Source organism: Streptomyces sp. NPDC104307 (genome assembly GCF_055584045.1).
This window is the reverse complement of the sequence record NZ_JBVJMU010000004.1, coordinates 426,394-444,587: the sequence shown is the minus strand read 5'-3', so window position 1 is coordinate 444,587 and position 18,194 is coordinate 426,394. Positions and strand designations below refer to the sequence as shown.

Below are 18,194 nucleotides of genomic sequence, written 5' to 3'. Positions count from 1 at the left end.
GCACGTCTTCCTGTCCCGCGGGCCGGGTCAGGCGGCGTAGGCGGAGATCTTCAGCGTTTCGGCGAGGACGCGCCACAGGACCTGGGCACCCGTACGGCTTGCCGCGCTGCACAAGGTCCGCTCGCTGCACGGGGTGGGCCTGTCCTGCCAGGCGCTGACCACCAGGCAGTGCAGCCCGAGAACGCGGGCGAAGGTGAACCGGATGTGCATGCCGTCGCCCAGGTCGTGGCCGGGAAGCGTCGCGATCTGCAGGCTGTCGTACCCGATCGCCTCCACCCGGACCGGGTTTCCGCCCAGCAGATCGCATTCGTCCGCCGGGTGGATCACGGCCGGGCAGTCACCGCTCACCGGGAACAGCCAGAAGTTGCCGGTGAGCTGGGCGGTGACGTCGTGGGGGCTGGTGAAGGGGTGGAAGCCCAGCGAGTAGCCGTACCGGTAGACCAGGTTCGGACCGGTGGACGGCGATCGAGATCCGGCAGACGGCGACCGGCTCGGCGGTGAGCCGGCGTGGGACGGGGTCGCTGCCGCTGTCGTTGTCACCGTCGCTGTCGTCGCCGTCGCGAGCAGGAGCGCGGCGATGAGCCGGCCTGCGGACGCGGTACGGACCGAGGCGCTGCCCGGCCCCTGGGCGGAGCCGCTGAGCGCCCGGCGCGGAGTGCGGCCTGCCTTCCGCATCAGCACCTCCCGAAGCGCGAACATGAGCCAAGTGGAAGGTATGCGCTGGTACGCGCTTCGGCATCTCGGCACCGTGCGGTGGGCCGGTGGCGAGCCGCACTGACCGTGGCGAGGGGGTAAACAACGGTCACCCGCCCGCTGTCACGGCCTTCAGCTCGTCGAGGACCTCGCGGATGAGCTGTGACATGTCCGGAGAGCCGGTCCCGTCGATCCAGCGCTCGAACGTCACCTTGAAGACGGCGATCCCCGCCTCGGCGGCCAGGCTCGCGGCCGGTTCCGCGACGCCGCGTCGGCGAAGGGTGTCGGAGATGGCCGCGGACAGCCTCGCGAGCTTGATCAGCTCGCGTTCCTGCAGCTCGGCGTTGGCGTTGATGATTTTCTGGCGCTGCTGGGCCTGTTCGTGACGGTCCTGGAAGACGGTCGCGGCCGCATCGAGCGCCGCGGCCACGGCATCGATGGGGGCCGCAGATTCGGGTGTGCCCGCGAGCGTGTCCACGAAGAGGTCCTGGAGCGTGGACGAGCCCGCGAACAGGACCTCGCGCTTGTCGCTGAAGTGCCGGAAGAAAGTCCGCTCGGTGAGCCCCGCCCGCCTGGCGATCTCGGTCACGGTGGTCTGTTCGAACCCGTGCTCGCTGTAAAGCTCCATCGCGGCCTGTTCCAGCCTGCCGCGTGCGTTCGGCTCCCATCTGCTCATAGCGGCGATTCTATGTGATGACAGTGACTGGCATCAGGTGTACGGTGATGACAGTTGCTGACATCGACTGTCCGCTGAGATTTTCGACGTGGGTGGTCGGCATATCCGGGAGGTTTCCCATGCGTGTCTTCGTCACTGGAGCGTCCGGCTGGATCGGATCCGCCGTCGTTCCCGAGCTCATCGGCGCGGGTCATCAGGTCGTCGGACTCGCCCGTTCGGACGCTTCGGCCGCCGCGCTCGACGCGGCCGGGGCCGAGGTGTACCGAGGCAGCCTCGAAGATCTCGACGCTCTGCGGAGTGCGGCCGAGGCCACCGACGGCGTGGTCCACCTGGCGTTCAAGCACGACATCGCCTTCTCGGGCGACTTCCAGGGTGCGGCCGACGCGGACCGCGCCGCCATCGAGGCGTTCGGCGACGCGCTCGCGGGCTCCGGCCGGCCCTTCGTCATCGCGTCCGGGACGATGGGGCTCGCGCCTGGGCGGGTCGCCACCGAGCGGGACGGGCTCAGCTCCGACGGCGAGGTGCCGTTCGAGGGTGCGGGGGCCCGGCTGGCCAACGCGCAGCTGACGCTCTCCCTCGCCTCACGCGGTGTCCGCCCGTCCGTGGTGCGGCTCCCCCCGACGGTGCACGGTGACGGGGACAAGGGCTTCATCGCGTCCGTGGTCGGCGTCGCCCGAGACAAGGGCGTCTCCGGCTATGTCGGTGACGGCTCCAACCGCTGGCCGGCCGTGGCCCGGCTCGACGCCGCACGCCTCTTCCGTCTGGCGCTGGAGCAGGCTCCCGCAGGATCCGTACTGCACGCGGTCGCTGACGAAGGGGTCCCGATCCGCGACGTCGCCGAAGTGATCGGACGCGGTCTCGACCTCCCCGTGGCCGCCGTCGCGGTGGAGGACGCGAGCGAGCACTTCGGCTGGCTGGGCGGGCTCCTGGGCCTGGACGGCCCGGCGTCGAGCGCCCTGACCCGCGAACTGCTCGAGTGGCGGCCGACCCACCCCGGGCTCCTTGAGGACCTCGGCAAGGGGCACTACTTCGACAGCCCGTCCGCGTAACGTCCCGACCGCGACAGGGCTGGAGTCACAGACAGCGTTTGCCGGACGGGGGTCGGGCCGGGTGTGCCCCAAGGGGCGACGTGAAGTCGCGCCGGCACCGACGCGGGCGGACATGACGGCCCGGCTCCGGGACAGCGGGCCGGATCCGCCGCTACATTTTGGCCTCGCTGGGCACGACGACTGCCGGTCGGGACCGGTGGGTTGGACTCCAGCTGTTCCGGTACGAGGGGAGAGGGTGCACGGATTGCGTCTAGCGACGCTAGGAATAATTTCGACGACATGCTAGTGTCGACCTAATTCCTTGCGGTGCTAGAAATGGAGACGGATCATGCTCACGTCCCTCGCCTACGGCTTGGCCATCCTGCTCAACGCCATGATCATCTTCATCGGGGTGCGGTTCCTGGTGGTGCCGCACCCGGCTGCCGCCGCCTACGGGGTGCCGGCGAAGGAGAACGGGGATGCGGCCTACCTGTCCATCAAGGGTGTGCGCGACCTCAGTTACGGCATACTCGGCTTCGCTCTGCTGGCCTTCGCGAGTGCTCAGACCGCCGGATGGTTCATGCTGGTCGTCACCATCGCCCCGCTCGGTGACACCCTCATCGTTCTGCGCAACGGCGGTACCAGGGCGGTCGCGTTCGGCATCCACTTCGCCACGGCCGTGGTCATGCTCATCAACGCGGCTCTCCTCTTCGCCGTCTGACGCGAGGACCCGACCCTCCCGATCGGAGTATCAGATGTCGCTCATCGTTCCGGACTTCGACGAGTCCGTTGTCGTCCGTTCCGCCGACGCCGAAGTGATCGGCCGGGCACCCACCACCATCAGGCTGCTGGCCGACAGCAGTTCGACCGGCGGAGCGCTGTCCACCCAGCGGGTCAGCCTGACCAACGGCGCGGACGGCGCCAGGCCGCACCACCACGCGCGATCGGCCGAGCTGTTCTATGTACTGGACGGCACGGCCCAACTGCTCTCGGGCGAACAGCTCGTGACCGCGGAACGGGGTGACCTCGTCATCGTCCCGCCCGGTCTCGCGCACGCCTTCGCCGCCGCGCCCGGAGAGGACGCCGACATCCTCATCGTCATCACCCCGGGCGTCGAGCGCTTCGAGTACTTCCGTCACCTGGAGCGCATCGCCTACGGGAAGGTGCCACCGGAGAGCCTGCTGGAGGTTCAGGAGCTGTACGACACCTACTTCCTCAACAGCGAGGCCTGGAACGGGGCGAGGGGGTGAACGGCCCAGGCGCACCCGGTCATCGTGCCGGGGACCGGACGCCGAACCACTGCTCGGCGCCGAAGGCCTGATATCGCTCCACCTCGGTGAATCCCAGCTTTGCCGCGAGGCGCATCGAGGCCTTGTTGGCGGTCTGGGTGCGGAGCACCACCGCTTCGCCGGGGAGCTCGCCGGCCAGCCAGGCGAGGGCCGCCGCGCACGCCTCCGCGGCGTACCCGTGCCCCCACGCCCGCGGCAGGAAGAGGTAGCCGAGCTCGGTCTTCCCGATGTCCGGGCGGATGTGCCCCGGACGCTCCGCGTGCGGATCGAGCAGGATCGTGCCGATCGCCGCCCCGTCGAGCTCGACGACGAAGAAGCCGGGGCGCTGTCCGGGCACTTCGGGCACCGTGCGTTCGAGCTCCTCGCGCGGCTGGGGGCCACCGAGGTACGTGGTCACCTCCGGCGAGGCGTTCAGCTCGATGGTCACCGCACGGTCCCGCGCCTCGGACTGGCGCAGTACGAGCCGCTCGGTCCGTATCGGGGCGGTCGGCCAGGTCAGGGGTCGGGTATCAGTCATGCCGTGCCACTTAACCAGCAAGCTCGACGATGATCAAGGTTCGCTCTGTGAGCTCCGCGGACTCCGTCAGCTGCGCCGGGCGAGCAGGAACAGGTGGGGTTCGGGCACAGCCCCCGGATGGGCCGGCGTGAACACGCTGTTGCTCTCCGACAGGACCGTGAATCCGGCCCCGGTCACCAGCGCGGTGAATTCCGCGGGCCCGAAGCTGGTCACCCGCGCGGGCCGCCCCATGAACTCACCACTCACGTCCTCCAGGTCCAACGGGACTGTCGCGACGGCCAGATGGCCGCCGTTCCGCAGCACCCGCCCGAGCCGCGCCAGCACCGTCGACTGGTCGGCGCGTGACATCTGAAGGAGTGAGAAGTACACGCACGCGGCGTCGAAACTCCCGTCCTCCAGCGGCAGCTCGCGGATATCGGCACAGCGGAACTCGGCCCGGGGCACCTGCCGGGACGCGATGTCCACCATGACCGGCGAGACATCGACGCCGGACACCTCATGGCCGGCGCCGGTCAGGGTCTGTGCGGTCGGCCGTCCGGTGCCGCTGCCGACGTCCAGTACCCGGCTGTGCGGTGCCAGGTGCTCCAGCAGCAGCGCCAGCGAGGCTCGGTGCGCGGCCGATCCGGCGAACGCCTGCTCGTACTCGGCGCCGATGGCATCGAACAGTGAGGCAGCGGCGGTGGGCTGTTGGCCTGAATCCATGACGATCCACTCTCCTCCGGGCCAGGTCACCGGCCCCCGTGACGACAGTATTCGCACCCGCCGTGGATTACTGCAACGCGTGCACAGCCACCCCGAAGACGGCTGGTGCGCGGTATGCGACCGGGACGATCAGGCGGGCGGTCGCCGGATGCCGTGCCATCGACAACAGGCCTTCGGTGAGCAGGCGGTGACGCCTGGTCAGGCTCCGCCACCGGGCCGGGTAGTCCTGCGGACGGCCGGCGGCCAGTGCGTCCACCGCGGCCCCTGCCGTCGCCAGGGCCAGCGCCACCCCCTCGCCGGTCAGCGCGTCCACATAGCCCGCGGCGTCACCGACCAGCAGGACCCGGCCGGCCCGCCGGTCCAACGCCCGCCGGCGCAGCGGTCCGGCGCCGCGCACGGGCCCCGCGTCCCGGCCGGCGAGCGAGGCGGCCAGCCGGGGGAACGCCGTCAGATGCTCCTCGTAGGAGCGCCGTTCCCGGCTGAGTACGGCCACCCCCACCAGGCCGTCCCCGAGCGGCGTCACGTACGCCTCCCCGCGCCGGGACCAGTGGACCTCCACGAACTCCGTCCACGGGGCGATCCGGTAGTGCCGGCGCTGCCCGTACCGGCGTACCGCCGCGCCCGGTCCGTCCAGGCCCAGTTCGCGGCGGAGCGGCGAGTGCAGCCCGTCGGCCGCGACCAGCCAGCGTGCCGTCAGTCCGCCCACGCAGACCCGGTCCTCGCTCTGCGTCACCCCGGAGAGCTTTCCCGGCACGATCCGGACGCCGAGCTCCACCGCGCGGCCGTGCAGGGCCGTGTGCAGCTCGGTCCGCCGCACACCGAGCCCCGTCCGGCCCCGGAACGCCGCTTCCGCGCTACGCGTCCCCTCCAGATATCGGATGCCGCGCAGCCGGTGCCCGGACACCTCGACGCCGAGGGCGCGCAGGGCGGCGACCCCAGTGGGCATGATGCCCTCACCGCAGGCCTTGTCGATGGGGGAGGCGCGGGGTTCGACCACGACGGTCTCCAGGCCCAGCCGGGCCGCCCGGATCGCCGCCGCCAGACCGGCCGGACCGCCACCCGCCACCAGCACGTCGATCACGCCGTCACGTCCGCCGCCGTCGTGGCGGTCAGAGCCGCCTCCTCGCACCGGACCCGCACGGCCATGAGCGCCGCGTTGAGCACGGTGAAGAGCGCCGCGGTCAGCCACGCGCCGTGGACGAGCGGCAGTGCGAGCCCCTCGGCGGCGACGGCGGCGTAGTTCGGGTGGCGCAGTAGCCGGTACGGCCCGCCGGTCACCAGCGGCAGCCCCGGAACGACGATCACGCGGGTGTTCCACCGGTGGCCGAGCGTACGGATGCACCACCAGCGCAGACCCTGTGCGGCCACCACCACGGCCACCATCGCCCAGCCGAACAGCGGCACGAACGGCCTTTCCGCCAGCCGGACTTCCACCAGACAGCCCAGCAGCAGTGCCGTGTGCAGCGCGACCATCGCCGGGTAATGGGCGCGACCCGTCTCGACACCGCCCCTGGCCAGTGCCCAGCGGGTGTTGCGGAGCGCGACGACGAGTTCGGCGAGCCGTTCGCCCGCCACGGCCAGCACCAGCGCCGTGTACCAGATCATGTGTCCTCCGAACTACCAGCGCAGCAGCACCAGTTCGCAGCAGAATCCCGGCCCCATCGCCATCAGCAGCCCCGGCGACCCCGGCTCCGGCCGCCGCTGTTCCAGCGTGTCCCGCAGCACGTGGAGCACAGAGGAGGACGAGAGGTTCCCGACCTCGGCCAGCGAGCGCCAGGTGACATCGAGAGCGCCGTCGGGGAGCGAGAGGACCTCGGAGACGGCCTCCAGGACCTTCGGCCCGCCCGGGTGGCACACCCAGTGCGCCACGTCCTTCGGCTTGAGCCCGTGCTCCGCCAGGAAGTCGCCTACGTCGTCCGCGAGATACCGGCGCACGACGTCGGGGACGGCCGGATCGAGCAGCACCTTGAAGCCGGAGCTGCGGATGTCCCAGCCCATCAGGTGCCCGGTGTCCGGATACATGCGGCTGCGGGCCGCCACCACCTGCGGCCCTGTCCCGGCCGCCCGGTCCGCGCCGAAGGCCACTACGGCGGCCGCCCCGTCACCGAACAGCGCGGTCGCCACCAGGTTGGCCGTCGACGCGTCGTGCCGCTGGAACGTGAGCGAGCACAGCTCCACCGAGAGCAGCACCGCCACGTCGTCGGGGTGGCCGAGCAGGTAGTCGTGCAGCCGGGCCACCCCGGCGGCCCCGGCCACGCAGCCGAGCCCGAAGACCGGCAGCCGCTTCACATCGGGGCGCAGACCGAGACGTCCCACCAGCCGGGCATCGACCGAGGGGGCGGCCACCCCGGTGACGGATGTGAACATCAGGAGGTCCACGTCCTCGGGCCGCAGCCCGGCTGTCCGCAGGGCCCCGCGCAGCGCCTCTGCGCCCAGGTCCACGGCCGAGGCGATGAACACGTCGTTGGCGTCGCCGAACCCGTCCAGCTCCGCATACCGCTCCAGGGGCAGCACCATGTTCCGGGTGCGCACCCGGGCGTTCTCGTGCAGCCGGTCCAGCACCCGCCGGTCGGCCCCGGGCGGCAGACAGGTGCGGGCCACCATGTCGGTGACCTCGCGCTGGGTGTGGCGGTACGGAGCCGGGGTGCCGTGAACGGCGGCGATTTGAGTCATCCCGGGTCCTGGTGCGGAGGCGTCATGGCCCAACCCTGCCTCACTCGGTGGACAAAACGCCGCAAACGACCCCGTGGGTGGCGGGTAAAACGCCGCAGACGACCCGCGCGTGGCAGGCAGAACGCCGCGAACGGCCCGCGAGTGGCAGGCAGAACGACGCGAACGGCCCGTGTGGCTGTCATGTTCCTCCGGCACGGAGTACCTACGATCACCGGATGGGTACCCCAGACCCGCCGCGCGTGTACGCCGCGACCGGCTGGCCGCCGCGCCGTACGACAGCACTCGCCCGCTCCTGTCACCCGGGCCCGGTGGTCGCGGTGAGTGTGCTGGCCGGCGCCCTCGGCGTCGGCGTGGGACTCGACGGGGTCCGCCGCGCCCTTCTCGTCGCCGCGGTGTTGAGCGGTCAGCTCTCGGTGGGCTGGTGCAACGACGCGTTCGACGCGCGACGGGACGCCGCGTCCGGCCGCCGCGGCAAGCCGGTGGCCGACGGGTCCGTGAGCCGCCGGGCGGTGTGGACGGCCGCGTTCACCGCCGCGCTGCTGTGCGTTCCGCTCTCGCTGGCCTGCGGACCGCTCGCCGGAACCGTGCACCTGGCCGCGGTGGCGGCGGCCTGGGCGTACAACCTGGGGCTGAAGGCGACGGTCCTGTCCTGGCTGCCGTACGTCATCGGGTTCGCCGCCCTGCCCGCCATGGCCGCCCTGACCCTGCCCGGCAGTCCGGGCCCGGCCTGGTGGGCCGTCACGGCCGGTGCGCTGCTGGGCCTGGCCGCCCATCTGGGCGATGTGCTCCCCGACATCGACGACGATCTGCGGGGCGGGGTGTGCGGACTGCCCCACCGGCTGGGTGCCACCGGCACCCGGCTGCTGCTGCCGGTGCCGCTGGTGGCGGCCTCCGCGGTCCTGGCGTTCGGCCCGGCCGGATCTCCGGGCCGGTGGGGAGTGGTGACCCTCGCGGTGGCGGCGCCGGCCGCGCTGGCCGGGCTGGTGCTCGGCCGGTACTGGCGCGAGGCGGCCCTCGCCGCCGCCGTGGTCGTGGCGGCGGCCGACGTGGCACTGCTCCTGGTGCGCGGCGCCGCCCCGCTGTGACCTGGACCTGGGCCGGCCGCTGAAGCCTCACACCGTGCGCAGCCACGCGTCCAGCTGCCGGAAATCGGCGTCGGTGAGACCGCGCCCGGGGTCGACGCGGTGGAGCAGGGCCCGTCCGCCGTGGTGCGCGGTCACCCATCTCCGGTCCGCCGCCCGGCCCCGTCGCCGGGCCGAACGGCAGGAGCGGGCCGTCGACGTCGAGGAAGAGCGGCGGAAGCCCGCCGGAACCGGTCACCGCCGCACCGTACCGCCGGACGTCAGCGTCCGCCCGCCACCCGCAGGATCGCCCCCGTCGTGTAGGACGCGTCGTCCGAGAGCAGCCAGGCGACGGCTCCGGCGACCTCGTCCGGGCGTCCGGGCCGGCCCAGCGGGATGCCGGCTGCGGCCTTGTCGGGGCGCTCGGGGTCCTCGTGGAACTCGGTACGGATGATGCCGGGCGACACCGCGTTGACCCGGATGCCCGCCGCGGCGACCTCCTTGGACAGTCCGATGGTCATCGTGTCCACCGCGGCCTTGGCGGCGGCGTAGTGGACGTACTCGCCGGGGCTGCCGAGCGTGGCGGCCGCCGAGGACATGTTCACGATGGCCCCGCCTCCGGTGCGGCCCATGTCGCGCACGGCGCGGCGGGCGCAGAGCAGGTACCCGATGACGTTGACGTCCAGGGCGCGCCGGAGCCCGGCCGGGTCGGCGTCCGCGAGCGGGCCCGTCGGGCCACCGACGCCCGCGTTGTTGACCAGCCCGGTGACCGGGCCCAGCCCGTCGGCCGCCGCCTCGAAGAGCCGGTCGACACCCGACTCGTCGGTCGTGTCCATCCGCACCGTGACGCAGCGCCGGCCCGCCCCGCGTACGGCTTCGGCCACGGCCTCCGCGGCAGCCACGTCGGAGCGGTGGCCCAGCGCGATGTCGTGGCCGTCGGCCGCCAGACGTACGCAGACCGCCGCGCCGATCCCGCGGCTGCCGCCGGTGACCACAGTGACCGGATGACGGCTCATGAATGGATGCCCCTGTACTCCCGTGCGAGGACCCGGTGGCCCCCGCCGAGGGACCATCGTAAGGAGTGCTGATCGAACACCGCCCGGCGACGGTCCGGAAACGGCTCGGTGGACTGTCACCCACTCATGGAAGAGTGACAGTCCACCGGCGGTACACGTGAGGCGGTGCTACACGGGGAGGTCGCTGCCGCCCCGGCCGGCCGGCCGCTCGCTCTGCTCCTGCAGCTTCCGGGCCTTCTCCTGCAGCCGACGGCGCTGCTCCGGGTCGTTGGTGCGCTCCGCGGCCTCGGTCATGTGCCTGGCCTTCTCGCGCATCTGGTCGGCTCGGCCGGTTTCTCCTGCAACGCTCATCGTCGCTCCTTGGACGGTAGGGAAGAGCGGGCTCACTCAGAGAACCAGCGCTCCGGGACCGTCGCACCCCGAAGCGTTACGTACCGTGAAGGTGCCAGGTGGGACGGGCTCCGGGAGCGGGCCGAGGCACCGGCGGGACTCGCGGGCCCGCGACGCTGGCATGATCAGGGGTATGAACGAGCGCATGATCGCCGCGTGTGACGGGGCATCGAAGGGGAATCCGGGGCCCGCGGCCTGGGCATATGTGGTGGCCGACGCGGACGGCAGGCCGTTCCGGTGGGAGGCGGGGCCACTGGGCACCGCCACGAACAACGTCGCGGAGCTCACCGCGCTCCAGGAGCTGCTGGAGTCCGTAGACCCCGGTGTGGCGCTTGAGGTCCGGATGGATTCGCAGTACGCGATGAACGCGGTCACCAAGTGGCTCCGGGGCTGGAAGCGCAACGGCTGGAAGACGTCGGCCGGCAAACCCGTCGCCAACCGTGGGCTGGTGGTCCGCATCGACGCCCTGCTGACCGGCCGGGCGGTGGACTTCGTCTACGTGCCCGCCCACCAGGTGGACGGCGACCCGCTGAACGCCCTGGCCGACCAGGCGGCCAGCGAGGTGGCCGTGGCGCAGCGCGCGGCAGGCACCTCCCAGGGTTCCGCGGACCTGCCGGTGCCCGTGGCCGCCCGCGCCTCCGAAGGGCGCCGGACCGGCGGTACGGAGAAGAGTGCGACGAAGAGCCCGGCGAAGAGCACCGGCGGGGCGGCCCGTTCCGGTGCCACCATCCGCGCCAGGTACGCGGGGCGGTGCCACTGCGGCAAGCCGTACGCGGCCAAGGACACGATCGCGAAGAACGATCAGGGCTGGGGCCACCCGGAGTGCCGCACCGCCTCCGCCTGAACCGCCTCCGCCCGAACCGCCGCTGAACCTGCGGAACCGCCCCGCGCGGCGCGTTCCGCGTGCCATGATGCGGCTCCGGCGGAGCGGTCGACGCGCCGCCGGAGCCGTGGACGACGGCGACACGCTGGGGGGCGTATGGAAAGCACGGGAACGGTGCTGCGTGAACTGCGCGGGGCGCAGAAAACGGCCAAAGGGGTGTCGCTCTACTCGCGGTACGTGAACCGGCCGGCCGGGCGGATCTTCGCCGCCGCCGCGTTCCGGCTGGGTATGACACCCAATCAAGTCACTTCGCTGAGCGCGGTGTTCACCTTCGCCGCCGTCGCGTCCGTGGCGCTGGCCAGGCCCACGTGGGCGCTGGCCGTGCTCGTCTACCTGGGGCTCGCCGTGGGGTTCGCACTGGACTCGGCCGACGGGCAGCTCGCCCGGCTCACCGGCCGGGGAGGCCCCGACGGCGAATGGCTCGACCATGTCGTCGACTGCGCCAAGATGATCCTCGTCCACACCGCCGTACTGATCTCGTTCCACCGCTTCTTCGCCCTGCCGGCGGACGGCTGGCTGCTGCTGCCGCTCGGCTTCCTGTTCGTGGCCGTGCTCACCTTCTGCGCGGGGCTGCTGCGGGAACAGCTCGGGAAGGCGGCCGCCGCCGCCCGGCCGGAGCCGGACGGCGGCGCCGGGCCCCCGCGGGCGGCCTCCCGGCTGCGGGCCGCGGCATTGCTGCCGGCCGACTACGGGGTGTTCTGCCTGGTGTTCCTGCTGCTCGGTGACGAGACGCTGTTCCGGATCGGCTATGCCGCACTCGCCGCCGTGCACGCGCTGTTCCTGGTGGCGTTCCTGGGCAAGTGGTTCAGGGAGCTGAAAGCGCTCCGGGCAGGCTGACCAGTGAGTCCAGCGCCCGGCGCAGCTGGGTGCTGGACGTGTGCGCGGTGTACGGGAAGTAGACGACCTCCACGCCGACCTCCGCGAAGTCGCGTTCGAGCCGTCTGCCCTTCTCCGTGTCCCGCCAGTCGTCGCCCTTGAAGATGACGTCGAACCTGACCTGCTGCCAGGTCTCCACCTTGTCGGGGACGGTCTCGACGAACGCGGCGTCCACGTACCGGACGCTCCGTACGATCTCCAGCCGCTCCGGCAGGGGTATGACCGGTCTGTGACCCTTCGCGAGTGCGGCCATCTCGTCCGAGACGACCCCCGCGACGAGGTAGTCGCACTGACTGCGGGCATGCCGCAGGATGTTGAGGTGACCCACGTGGAACAGGTCGTAGACACCCGGCGCGTAGCCGACCCTGTGCACCATCCGTTCTCTCCCCCCACGGTGAACGCGATGTCCGTCTCCCACCGGCAGGTTTCCGGACATGGCGTCCGGTCCGGTGGGATATCGGTATCGGTGTTGATCGTGCAACGACCTTACTGTGAAGACCACTTGCGCATCTCGTGAACGGATAAGCTCACTTTTGGGGCTGTTCCTTGGGGGGAACACAGGTGGCTCCGGGGGGAAGGCGACCGTCCGATGCCAGACGCAGATCAGCTGCCGTACGCGGATCAGCACGAGCCGTTCCGGAACCGCCGCCTGCTGGTGGTCTCGACCAACTACGCGCCGGAGCTGACCGGGATCGGCCCGTACGCCGCGCAACTCGCGGAACACTGGGCCGCGTCCGGTGCCGAGACCCATGTGCTGACCGGTATGCCGCACTATCCGTCCTGGCGGACCGAGCCGGAGTACCGGGGCGTGTGGCGGGCACAGGAGGAGCGTTCGGGGGTGACGGTCCACCGGCGAAGACACTATGTGCCGCCCCGTCAGAGCGCCCTGCGCAGGGCCGCCTTCGAGGCGTCCGTCCTCGCGCACGGTCTGGTCTCCCCGCCCTCGGTGCGGCCGGACGCGGTGATCTCCCAGCTGCCGAGCCTCGCCGGCGGCGTCCTCGGCGCGCGGCTGGCCCGCCGCCACCGCGTCCCCTACATACCCGTCGTGCAGGACCTGATGGGCGCCGCCGCCGCGCAGAGCGGCATCCGAGGCGGCGACAGGGCGGCGGCGGTTGCGTCCCGGGCCGAGCGGTACGCACTGCGTGCCGCCGCGCTCGTCGGCGTCATCCACGAGAGTTTCGTCCCCCGGGTCACCGCCTACGGAGTCGACCCGGGACGCATCCGGATCGTCCCCAACTGGACCCATGTGAAGCCCCCTTCCGCAGAGCGTGCCGTGACCAGGGCGCGTCTCGGCTGGCCCGAGGGTGCCCCGGTGGTCCTGCACTCCGGGAACATGGGGCTCAAGCAGGGCCTGGAGGTCCTCGTCGACGCCGCCCGGCTCGCCCCCGGGATACGCGTCGTGCTGATGGGCGACGGCAACCAGCGCGAAGCCCTGCTGGCGCGTGCCAACGGGCTGCCCAACGTCGAGTTCAGGGCGGCGGCGGAGGCGGACGAGTTCACCGACGTGCTGGCCGCCGCCGACGTCCTCGCCGTGACCCAGCGCGCGTCCGTACTCGACATGAGCGTGCCCTCCAAGCTGACCTCGTACCTCGTCTCCGGCCGCCCCGTCGTCGCCTCCGTGGCGGAGGAGGGGGGCACCGCCCAGGAGGTGCAGCGCTCCGGGGCCGGGCTGCTCGTCGCGCCGGAGGACCCGGCCGCGGTGCTGGCAGCCGTCCGCAAACTCGTCGAGCAGCCGGCCGCCGCCGACGAACTCGGGGCCCACGGCCCCCGCTACGTGGCACAGCACCTCGGCCGGGAGGCCGGTCTCGCCCGCTTCGACGCACTGCTCACCGAGGTCCTTCAGGACGCCGCCCAAGGGAGACCACGCCGATGACCCAGCCGATCCGTGCCCTGGAGGACCAGGACGAACCCGCGCTGCTGCGGGATCAGTTCAGGCAGCTCCTGCGCTACCGCGTCCTGCTCGCGTCAGGCGTGGTGCTCGGGCTGCTCGGCGGCGGCTGGCTCGCCCTGAGCGGCGAGGACACGTACACCTCCATCGGGGAGGTGTCGGTGCGGTCGGCCGCCTCCGACCCGTTCGCGGCGGGCGCCTCGGCCGACAAGGGCATCAACATCGGCTCCGAACGACAGACCGCCGTCAGCGACGCCGTGGGCACCGTCGCCGTCGGCTCGCTGGTCAAGCACGGCGACCGGATCGAGGTCGGAAAGCTGCTGACCGGCCTCCAGGTCACCAACCCGCCCAACACCCTGGTGCTCAGGTTCTCCTACACCGCCCGCGACCCGGAACAGGCCAGGGCGCGCGCCCAGGCGCTCGCCGAGGCCTACCTGGAGATCCGCCGCGAGCGCACCGAGAACAGCATCGACAACATGGTCGACGGCTACCGCGCCCAGCTGAAGCCGCTCACGGAGCAGCGCGACCGACTGGCCGAGCAGGAGACCGGCGTCGCGGGCAGCGACGTCACCAGCGCCCGCGCCAACATCATCGTCGCCATCTCCGAACTGAGCCAGAAGATCTCGGAGTTGCGCGCCCTCGACACCACACCCGGCTACCTGAACAAGAAGCCCGTCGCGCCCGAGCGGCCCACCGGCGCGGGACTGCCCCTGCTCCTCGCACTCGGTGGCGTCGTCGGACTCGCCCTCGGCCTGCTGCTGTCCTGGGTACGGCTCGTCTTCGACCCGGCGGTCCGCTCCACCAGGGAACTCGTCCGCTCACTCGGTGCCCCGCTGCTCGGCACCCTGCCCAGGGAACGCGTGGGGGCGGGCCGGCTGCTCGCTATCGGACGCGGCGGCAGCCGGCTGGCGGAGGAGTACCGGGCGGTGGCCTTCCGGCTCGCGTACGACCCCTCGTTCGCCGAGCGGCGACGGCTCCTGGTCACGGCGCCCCGGGGCGACAACGCCATGGCCGCCGCCGCGGCGGTCAACCTGGCGGCCGCCTTCGCGGAGATGGGGCGTGACGTCCTGCTGGTCGAGGCCGATCTGCGCACCCCGTCACTGGCCAGGGACCTCGGCGACGCGAACCGGGGCGGGCGGCCCCGCTGGGCCGCGGAGCGCGACGAGCGCGGCTGGCCCTCGGAGAGCCGCACCAACGTGGACGTGCCCGGCTCCGGGGCCTTCACCCTGGTCGCGGGCCGCCGGATGGACAACGTGCCGCGCGCCCTGACCTCCGCGCCGGTCGGCCGGATCCTCGCGGAGGGCGGCCGGCCCGGAGCCGTCGTCATCGTGCTCGCCCCGCCCGTCCTCTCGTACGCCGACGCCGTCGCGCTCATCGACCGGGTGGAGGGCGTCGTCGTGGTCTGCGACCCGCGCGAGGTGCACCGCAGCGACCTGGAGCGGATCCGCGAGATCATCGGCGCCGCGGGCGGGTCCGTGCTCGGCACCCTGCTGCACCCCGGTCACGGACGGCTTGAGCGCCGGGCGCGCCGGAAGGCGGCCAAGGGCCGCGTCCGTGACGGTCAGACACCGGGACCGGGGAGCGACGGACAGGGCGGCCGCGCGCGGCCGGACGGACCCGGCCGGGCCGGCGGCGGGCGGGCCGGGGACCCCGCGGAGACGCTCGGCCTGCGCACCCTGGACGGCGGCAGCACCTGGCACGGCGGCGGGAACGGCCACACCGGCGGCAGTGACCACAGCAGTTCCGCGGGACAGAGATGAAGGCACGCACCGCGGTCGTCTGCTCGGTCGCGGACCAGGGGGTGGCGGCGCTCACCAACATCCTGGTCCTGGTGGTGGCCGCCCGGCTCTCCACCGTCTCCGACTTCGCCCGGTTCTCCGGTGTCTACCTGGTCTTCACCGTGCTGCTCGGCGTCTTCGGCGCCTACACCGGACAGCCGCTGGTGCTGCGCCGGGGCGCGGGCGAGGAGACCCGTGGCGCCTGCCGCTCCGCCGTCGCCTTCACCCTGCTCGTCTCGGCCGTCCTCGGCGGCGCGCTCGCCGGGGTCTGCGCGCTGCTCGCGGGAGACACCGCGCGGGCCCTGATGACACTGGGGCTGGTCCTGCCCGTCGTCCTCGCGCAGGACACGGCCCGCTACGCCTTCGCCACGCTCCAGGCCCAGCACCTGGCCCTGGCCGCGGACACGCTCCGGCTGGCCTGCGTGCTCGGCGCGCTCACCGTGCAGCCGCACGGCGCCCCGGCCGCCCGGCTCGTCACCGTCTGGGGCCTGTCCGCGCTGCCCGCCCTCCTGCTGTCCGTCACCCTGCTGCACCGGCGGACCGCCGGAACGCCCGTGCGGCTGGCGCCGCTGCTGCGGCGCGGACACCTGGGGCGGCGGTTCGTCGTCGAGTTCGGGGTCGGCAACGCCACCAGCCAGCTCTCCGTGCTCGGCCTGGGCGTGGTCGGCAACCCCCTCGTGGTCGGGGCGCTGCGCGGCGCGACCACCCTCTTCGGCCCGCTGAACGTGCTGTTCACCTCCGCCACCGGCTTCGGCCCGCCGCTGCTCGGGCGGCTCGCCACCGACCGGCTGCGGGTCCGGGCAACCGCCGCCCTGGCCACCGTACTGGCCGCGACCGCCGCCGGCTGGGCCACCGTGCTGGCGCTGCTGCCCGGCTCGGTGGGCCGCCATCTGCTGGGCGACACCTGGCCCACGGCGGCGGCGCTCCTGCCCGCGACCGGCAGCCAGTACGCGGCGATGGCGGTCGGCACCTGCGGGCTGCTGGCGCTGAGGCTGCTCGATCCGCGCACCACGCTCTCCATCCAGGTGGTCTTCTCGCTCGCCGCGGTGGGCTTCCTGGCCGGCGGCTACTGGCTCGGCGGGGTGCCGGGCGCGGCCTGGGGCCTCTGCCTGGGCTCCGTCTGCAAGGCGGTCGCCACCTGGACCCGGGTGGCCCGGCTGAACCGTAGAGGCGGGGCGGCACGGCCCCCGGTCAGCGCGGCCGCTGTCCGTTCCGGTCCCTGAAACTCGTCACCAGCGCCAGGCACAGCGCGGCGATGGCCAGCTTCCCGGCCGCCTGCAACAGCGGGCCGCGCAGCAGGATGAAGGTGTACCCGGCGATCAGCGGCGCGGCGATGGCCAGGACGCTGCCGGGCCCGGGGCCGTCCCGGGAGACCGCCCGTGCGTAGCGGCGGTCGGTGCGCGCGGCCGCGTACCCGAGCAGGGCGAAGCCGCCGATCATGCCCGGGGCGGCGAAGTCGACCCACAGCTCGGTCCAGAGCGGCGCCGAGAGGTTGGTCATGTTCATCCCCATCCACTGCCCGACCCGGACCCCGGTGTCCTCGGGCTTTCCGCTCCAGGCCGCCCGGGGCACGAAGAAGAAGGCGGAGCCCGCCAGTTGACGGCCGTAGGTGTGGCCCCGGGTGTCGACCCAGGAGATGGTGTTGGCGAACATGACGGTCTGGTCGTAGTCCTTGGTGGCCAGCGGCTCGAAGACCGAGGACGACTCGACCGGCCGGTACCCGGAGTCGTCGTAGCGGAACCGGTCGGCGTACGGGAACAGCACCAGCGCCCCGATCACCCCCGTCGCCAGCACCGAGCGGTACATCGCCGCGCTGCTCGGGAACGCGGTGAACAGGAGCGAGACCAGCACGGTCAGGAACCAGTAACGGGCATTGGACACCGGATTGTTCACGACCAGGTTCACGATCAGCAGCGCGCACCAGACCAGTACGGTCGACGGTGCGCGACGGGCCCGGCGCGAGGTCACCAGCCGACGGGTGAAGAAGAGCAGTGCGAGCAACGCTGGAACCGTGCCGAACCCCTTGAGGAACGCGGAGCCCACATTGGAACCGCCGGACACCACTCCGCTCTCCGCGACCGAGGCGCTGATCTCCTGCCTGCTGGAGAAGAAGACCGCGGGCCCGCCGAGCTTCAGCACGTAGTAGCCGCTCGCGGCGAACGCCAGCAGCACCAGCAGCCGCAGCCGGACCGGGTGCGCGGTGGCCCGGCCACCGCCCCCGCGCGCGGCCGCACGCCCGCGCAGCGGACGCCGGGACGCCAGCAGCGCCCCCAGGTCGAACGCCGCGCACCCCACCAGCACGAGCGCGATCGCGGTCACCAGATCGGAGCGCGGCCCGACCATCGGAGTCGGGGTCTGCCCGATCACCACCTGGGCGAACGGGGCCACCCCCATCGCGATGTACACGAACATCCAGAAGACGCCCTGCAGCAGCCGGCGCCGGGTGGAGAGGATCATGGTCGCCAGCCGCGCCCCCGAATAACACGTCAGCACCAGTTGCAGCCAGTACCCGGTGTCCCGGACTCCGCTCCCGGGCTGCGCGGCGATCAGCGCGGGCAGGAAGCAGACCAGCCCGAGGATGAGCGGCACGGCCATCGCGCGCGACAGCATCGCCCAGGACATGGGCTTGGCGGCCGGCTCCACCGGACTCTGCGGCCCGCCCCCCAGGACGGGACCGGGCGGCGCCGCCCCATGCACGGACGTCATCTGTTCCCCGTTCCGTGA

The 18,194-nt window shown here is 72.4% G+C and carries 20 protein-coding genes and 1 pseudogene; 9 read left to right on the top strand and 12 right to left on the bottom strand.

Features of this window, described 5'->3' with window-relative positions; translation table 11 throughout:
* Positions 1-27 precede the first annotated feature (27 nt).
* Together ACZ601_RS14930 and ACZ601_RS14925 are read right to left on the bottom strand one after the other, a co-directional pair.
* A complete protein-coding gene (locus ACZ601_RS14930) occupies positions 28-699 on the bottom strand; it encodes a hypothetical protein (protein WP_469537424.1) in 672 nt (223 codons plus the stop codon).
* Positions 700-802: 103 nt separating this feature from the next.
* Positions 803-1,369 carry a TetR/AcrR family transcriptional regulator gene (locus ACZ601_RS14925; protein WP_469537421.1) on the bottom strand — a complete coding sequence of 189 codons (567 nt, stop codon included), beginning with the start codon at positions 1,367-1,369 and terminating at the stop codon, positions 803-805.
* Between the two features lie 119 nt (positions 1,370-1,488).
* Between ACZ601_RS14925 and ACZ601_RS14920 the strand changes: the two genes are divergently transcribed.
* The 3 genes from ACZ601_RS14920 to ACZ601_RS14910 all read left to right on the top strand — a co-directional run bounded on the left by ACZ601_RS14920 (position 1,489) and on the right by ACZ601_RS14910 (position 3,647).
* Complete coding sequence (locus ACZ601_RS14920; RefSeq protein ID WP_469537418.1) at positions 1,489-2,418, top strand: SDR family oxidoreductase; 930 nt, start codon at positions 1,489-1,491, stop codon at positions 2,416-2,418.
* Positions 2,419-2,746: 328 nt separating this feature from the next.
* Positions 2,747-3,118 (top strand): DUF4267 domain-containing protein, encoded by a 372-nt coding sequence (locus tag ACZ601_RS14915; RefSeq protein WP_469537415.1) that lies wholly within the window; start codon positions 2,747-2,749, stop codon positions 3,116-3,118.
* A 34-nt stretch (positions 3,119-3,152) separates the two neighbouring features.
* Positions 3,153-3,647, top strand: coding sequence for a cupin domain-containing protein (locus ACZ601_RS14910; RefSeq protein WP_469537412.1), 495 nt, complete (start codon positions 3,153-3,155; stop codon positions 3,645-3,647).
* Between the two features lie 19 nt (positions 3,648-3,666).
* On the opposite strand, the gene ACZ601_RS14905 is transcribed toward ACZ601_RS14910, so the two are convergent.
* The 5 genes from ACZ601_RS14905 to ACZ601_RS14885 form a co-directional block, all read right to left on the bottom strand.
* Positions 3,667-4,203, bottom strand: coding sequence for a GNAT family N-acetyltransferase (locus ACZ601_RS14905; RefSeq protein WP_469537410.1), 537 nt, complete (start codon positions 4,201-4,203; stop codon positions 3,667-3,669).
* A gap of 66 nt (positions 4,204-4,269) precedes the next feature.
* Entirely contained in the window at positions 4,270-4,905 is a 636-nt protein-coding gene (locus ACZ601_RS14900) for a class I SAM-dependent methyltransferase (RefSeq protein ID WP_469537407.1), read from the bottom strand.
* Positions 4,906-4,972: 67 nt separating this feature from the next.
* Positions 4,973-5,986, bottom strand: a complete 1,014-nt coding sequence (locus tag ACZ601_RS14895; RefSeq protein WP_469537404.1) for an NAD(P)/FAD-dependent oxidoreductase — start codon at positions 5,984-5,986, stop codon at positions 4,973-4,975.
* A complete protein-coding gene (locus ACZ601_RS14890) occupies positions 5,983-6,510 on the bottom strand; it encodes an isoprenylcysteine carboxyl methyltransferase family protein (protein WP_469537402.1) in 528 nt (175 codons plus the stop codon). The genes ACZ601_RS14895 and ACZ601_RS14890 overlap by 4 nt, the downstream gene beginning before the upstream one ends.
* A 12-nt stretch (positions 6,511-6,522) precedes the next feature.
* Positions 6,523-7,578 (bottom strand): type III polyketide synthase, encoded by a 1,056-nt coding sequence (locus ACZ601_RS14885; RefSeq protein ID WP_469537399.1) that lies wholly within the window; start codon positions 7,576-7,578, stop codon positions 6,523-6,525.
* Between the two features lie 215 nt (positions 7,579-7,793).
* Here ACZ601_RS14885 and ACZ601_RS14880 point away from each other — a divergent pair, with 215 nt between their 5' ends.
* A complete protein-coding gene (locus tag ACZ601_RS14880; RefSeq protein ID WP_469537396.1) occupies positions 7,794-8,663 on the top strand; it encodes a UbiA family prenyltransferase in 870 nt (289 codons plus the stop codon).
* Between the two features lie 27 nt (positions 8,664-8,690).
* On the opposite strand, the pseudogene ACZ601_RS14875 reads toward ACZ601_RS14880, so the two are convergent.
* The 3 genes and pseudogenes from ACZ601_RS14875 to ACZ601_RS14865 all read right to left on the bottom strand — a co-directional run.
* Positions 8,691-8,813: pseudogene (locus ACZ601_RS14875) on the bottom strand (HAD domain-containing protein); the annotation flags it as partial.
* A 107-nt stretch (positions 8,814-8,920) separates the two neighbouring features.
* Positions 8,921-9,655, bottom strand: a complete 735-nt coding sequence (locus tag ACZ601_RS14870) for an SDR family NAD(P)-dependent oxidoreductase (RefSeq protein ID WP_469537393.1) — start codon at positions 9,653-9,655, stop codon at positions 8,921-8,923.
* Positions 9,656-9,823: 168 nt separating this feature from the next.
* A complete protein-coding gene (locus tag ACZ601_RS14865) occupies positions 9,824-10,006 on the bottom strand; it encodes a DUF6381 family protein (RefSeq protein ID WP_328697839.1) in 183 nt (60 codons plus the stop codon).
* Between the two features lie 172 nt (positions 10,007-10,178).
* On the opposite strand from ACZ601_RS14865, the gene ACZ601_RS14860 reads away from it, so the two are divergent.
* Positions 10,179-10,889, top strand: coding sequence for a ribonuclease H family protein (locus tag ACZ601_RS14860; protein ID WP_469537390.1), 711 nt, complete (start codon positions 10,179-10,181; stop codon positions 10,887-10,889).
* Positions 10,890-11,024: 135 nt separating this feature from the next.
* Positions 11,025-11,765 (top strand): CDP-alcohol phosphatidyltransferase family protein, encoded by a 741-nt coding sequence (locus tag ACZ601_RS14855; protein ID WP_469537389.1) that lies wholly within the window; start codon positions 11,025-11,027, stop codon positions 11,763-11,765.
* Here the strand turns inward: ACZ601_RS14855 and ACZ601_RS14850 are convergent.
* Positions 11,734-12,180: an FAD synthase family protein gene (locus ACZ601_RS14850; protein ID WP_440574695.1), complete on the bottom strand. Its 447-nt coding sequence runs from the start codon at positions 12,178-12,180 to the stop codon at positions 11,734-11,736. The two genes, ACZ601_RS14855 and ACZ601_RS14850, sit on opposite strands and share 32 nt — an antisense overlap.
* A gap of 213 nt (positions 12,181-12,393) precedes the next feature.
* Here ACZ601_RS14850 and ACZ601_RS14845 point away from each other — a divergent pair, with 213 nt between their 5' ends.
* The 3 genes from ACZ601_RS14845 to ACZ601_RS14835 are packed head-to-tail and all read left to right on the top strand — an operon-like array spanning position 12,394 to position 16,693.
* Positions 12,394-13,677: a glycosyltransferase gene (locus ACZ601_RS14845; RefSeq protein ID WP_469537386.1), complete on the top strand. Its 1,284-nt coding sequence runs from the start codon at positions 12,394-12,396 to the stop codon at positions 13,675-13,677.
* Complete coding sequence (locus ACZ601_RS14840; RefSeq protein ID WP_469537384.1) at positions 13,674-15,452, top strand: P-loop NTPase family protein; 1,779 nt, start codon at positions 13,674-13,676, stop codon at positions 15,450-15,452. The genes ACZ601_RS14845 and ACZ601_RS14840 overlap by 4 nt, the downstream gene beginning before the upstream one ends.
* Positions 15,449-16,693, top strand: coding sequence for an MATE family efflux transporter (locus tag ACZ601_RS14835; protein ID WP_469537380.1), 1,245 nt, complete (start codon positions 15,449-15,451; stop codon positions 16,691-16,693). The genes ACZ601_RS14840 and ACZ601_RS14835 overlap by 4 nt, the downstream gene beginning before the upstream one ends.
* On the opposite strand, the gene ACZ601_RS14830 is transcribed toward ACZ601_RS14835, so the two are convergent.
* The gene (locus ACZ601_RS14830; RefSeq protein ID WP_469537377.1) at positions 16,662-18,176 is read right to left on the bottom strand and encodes a hypothetical protein; all 1,515 of its coding nucleotides are present in this window, start codon (positions 18,174-18,176) and stop codon (positions 16,662-16,664) included. The genes ACZ601_RS14835 and ACZ601_RS14830 overlap by 32 nt on opposite strands.
* Positions 18,177-18,194 lie beyond the last annotated feature (18 nt).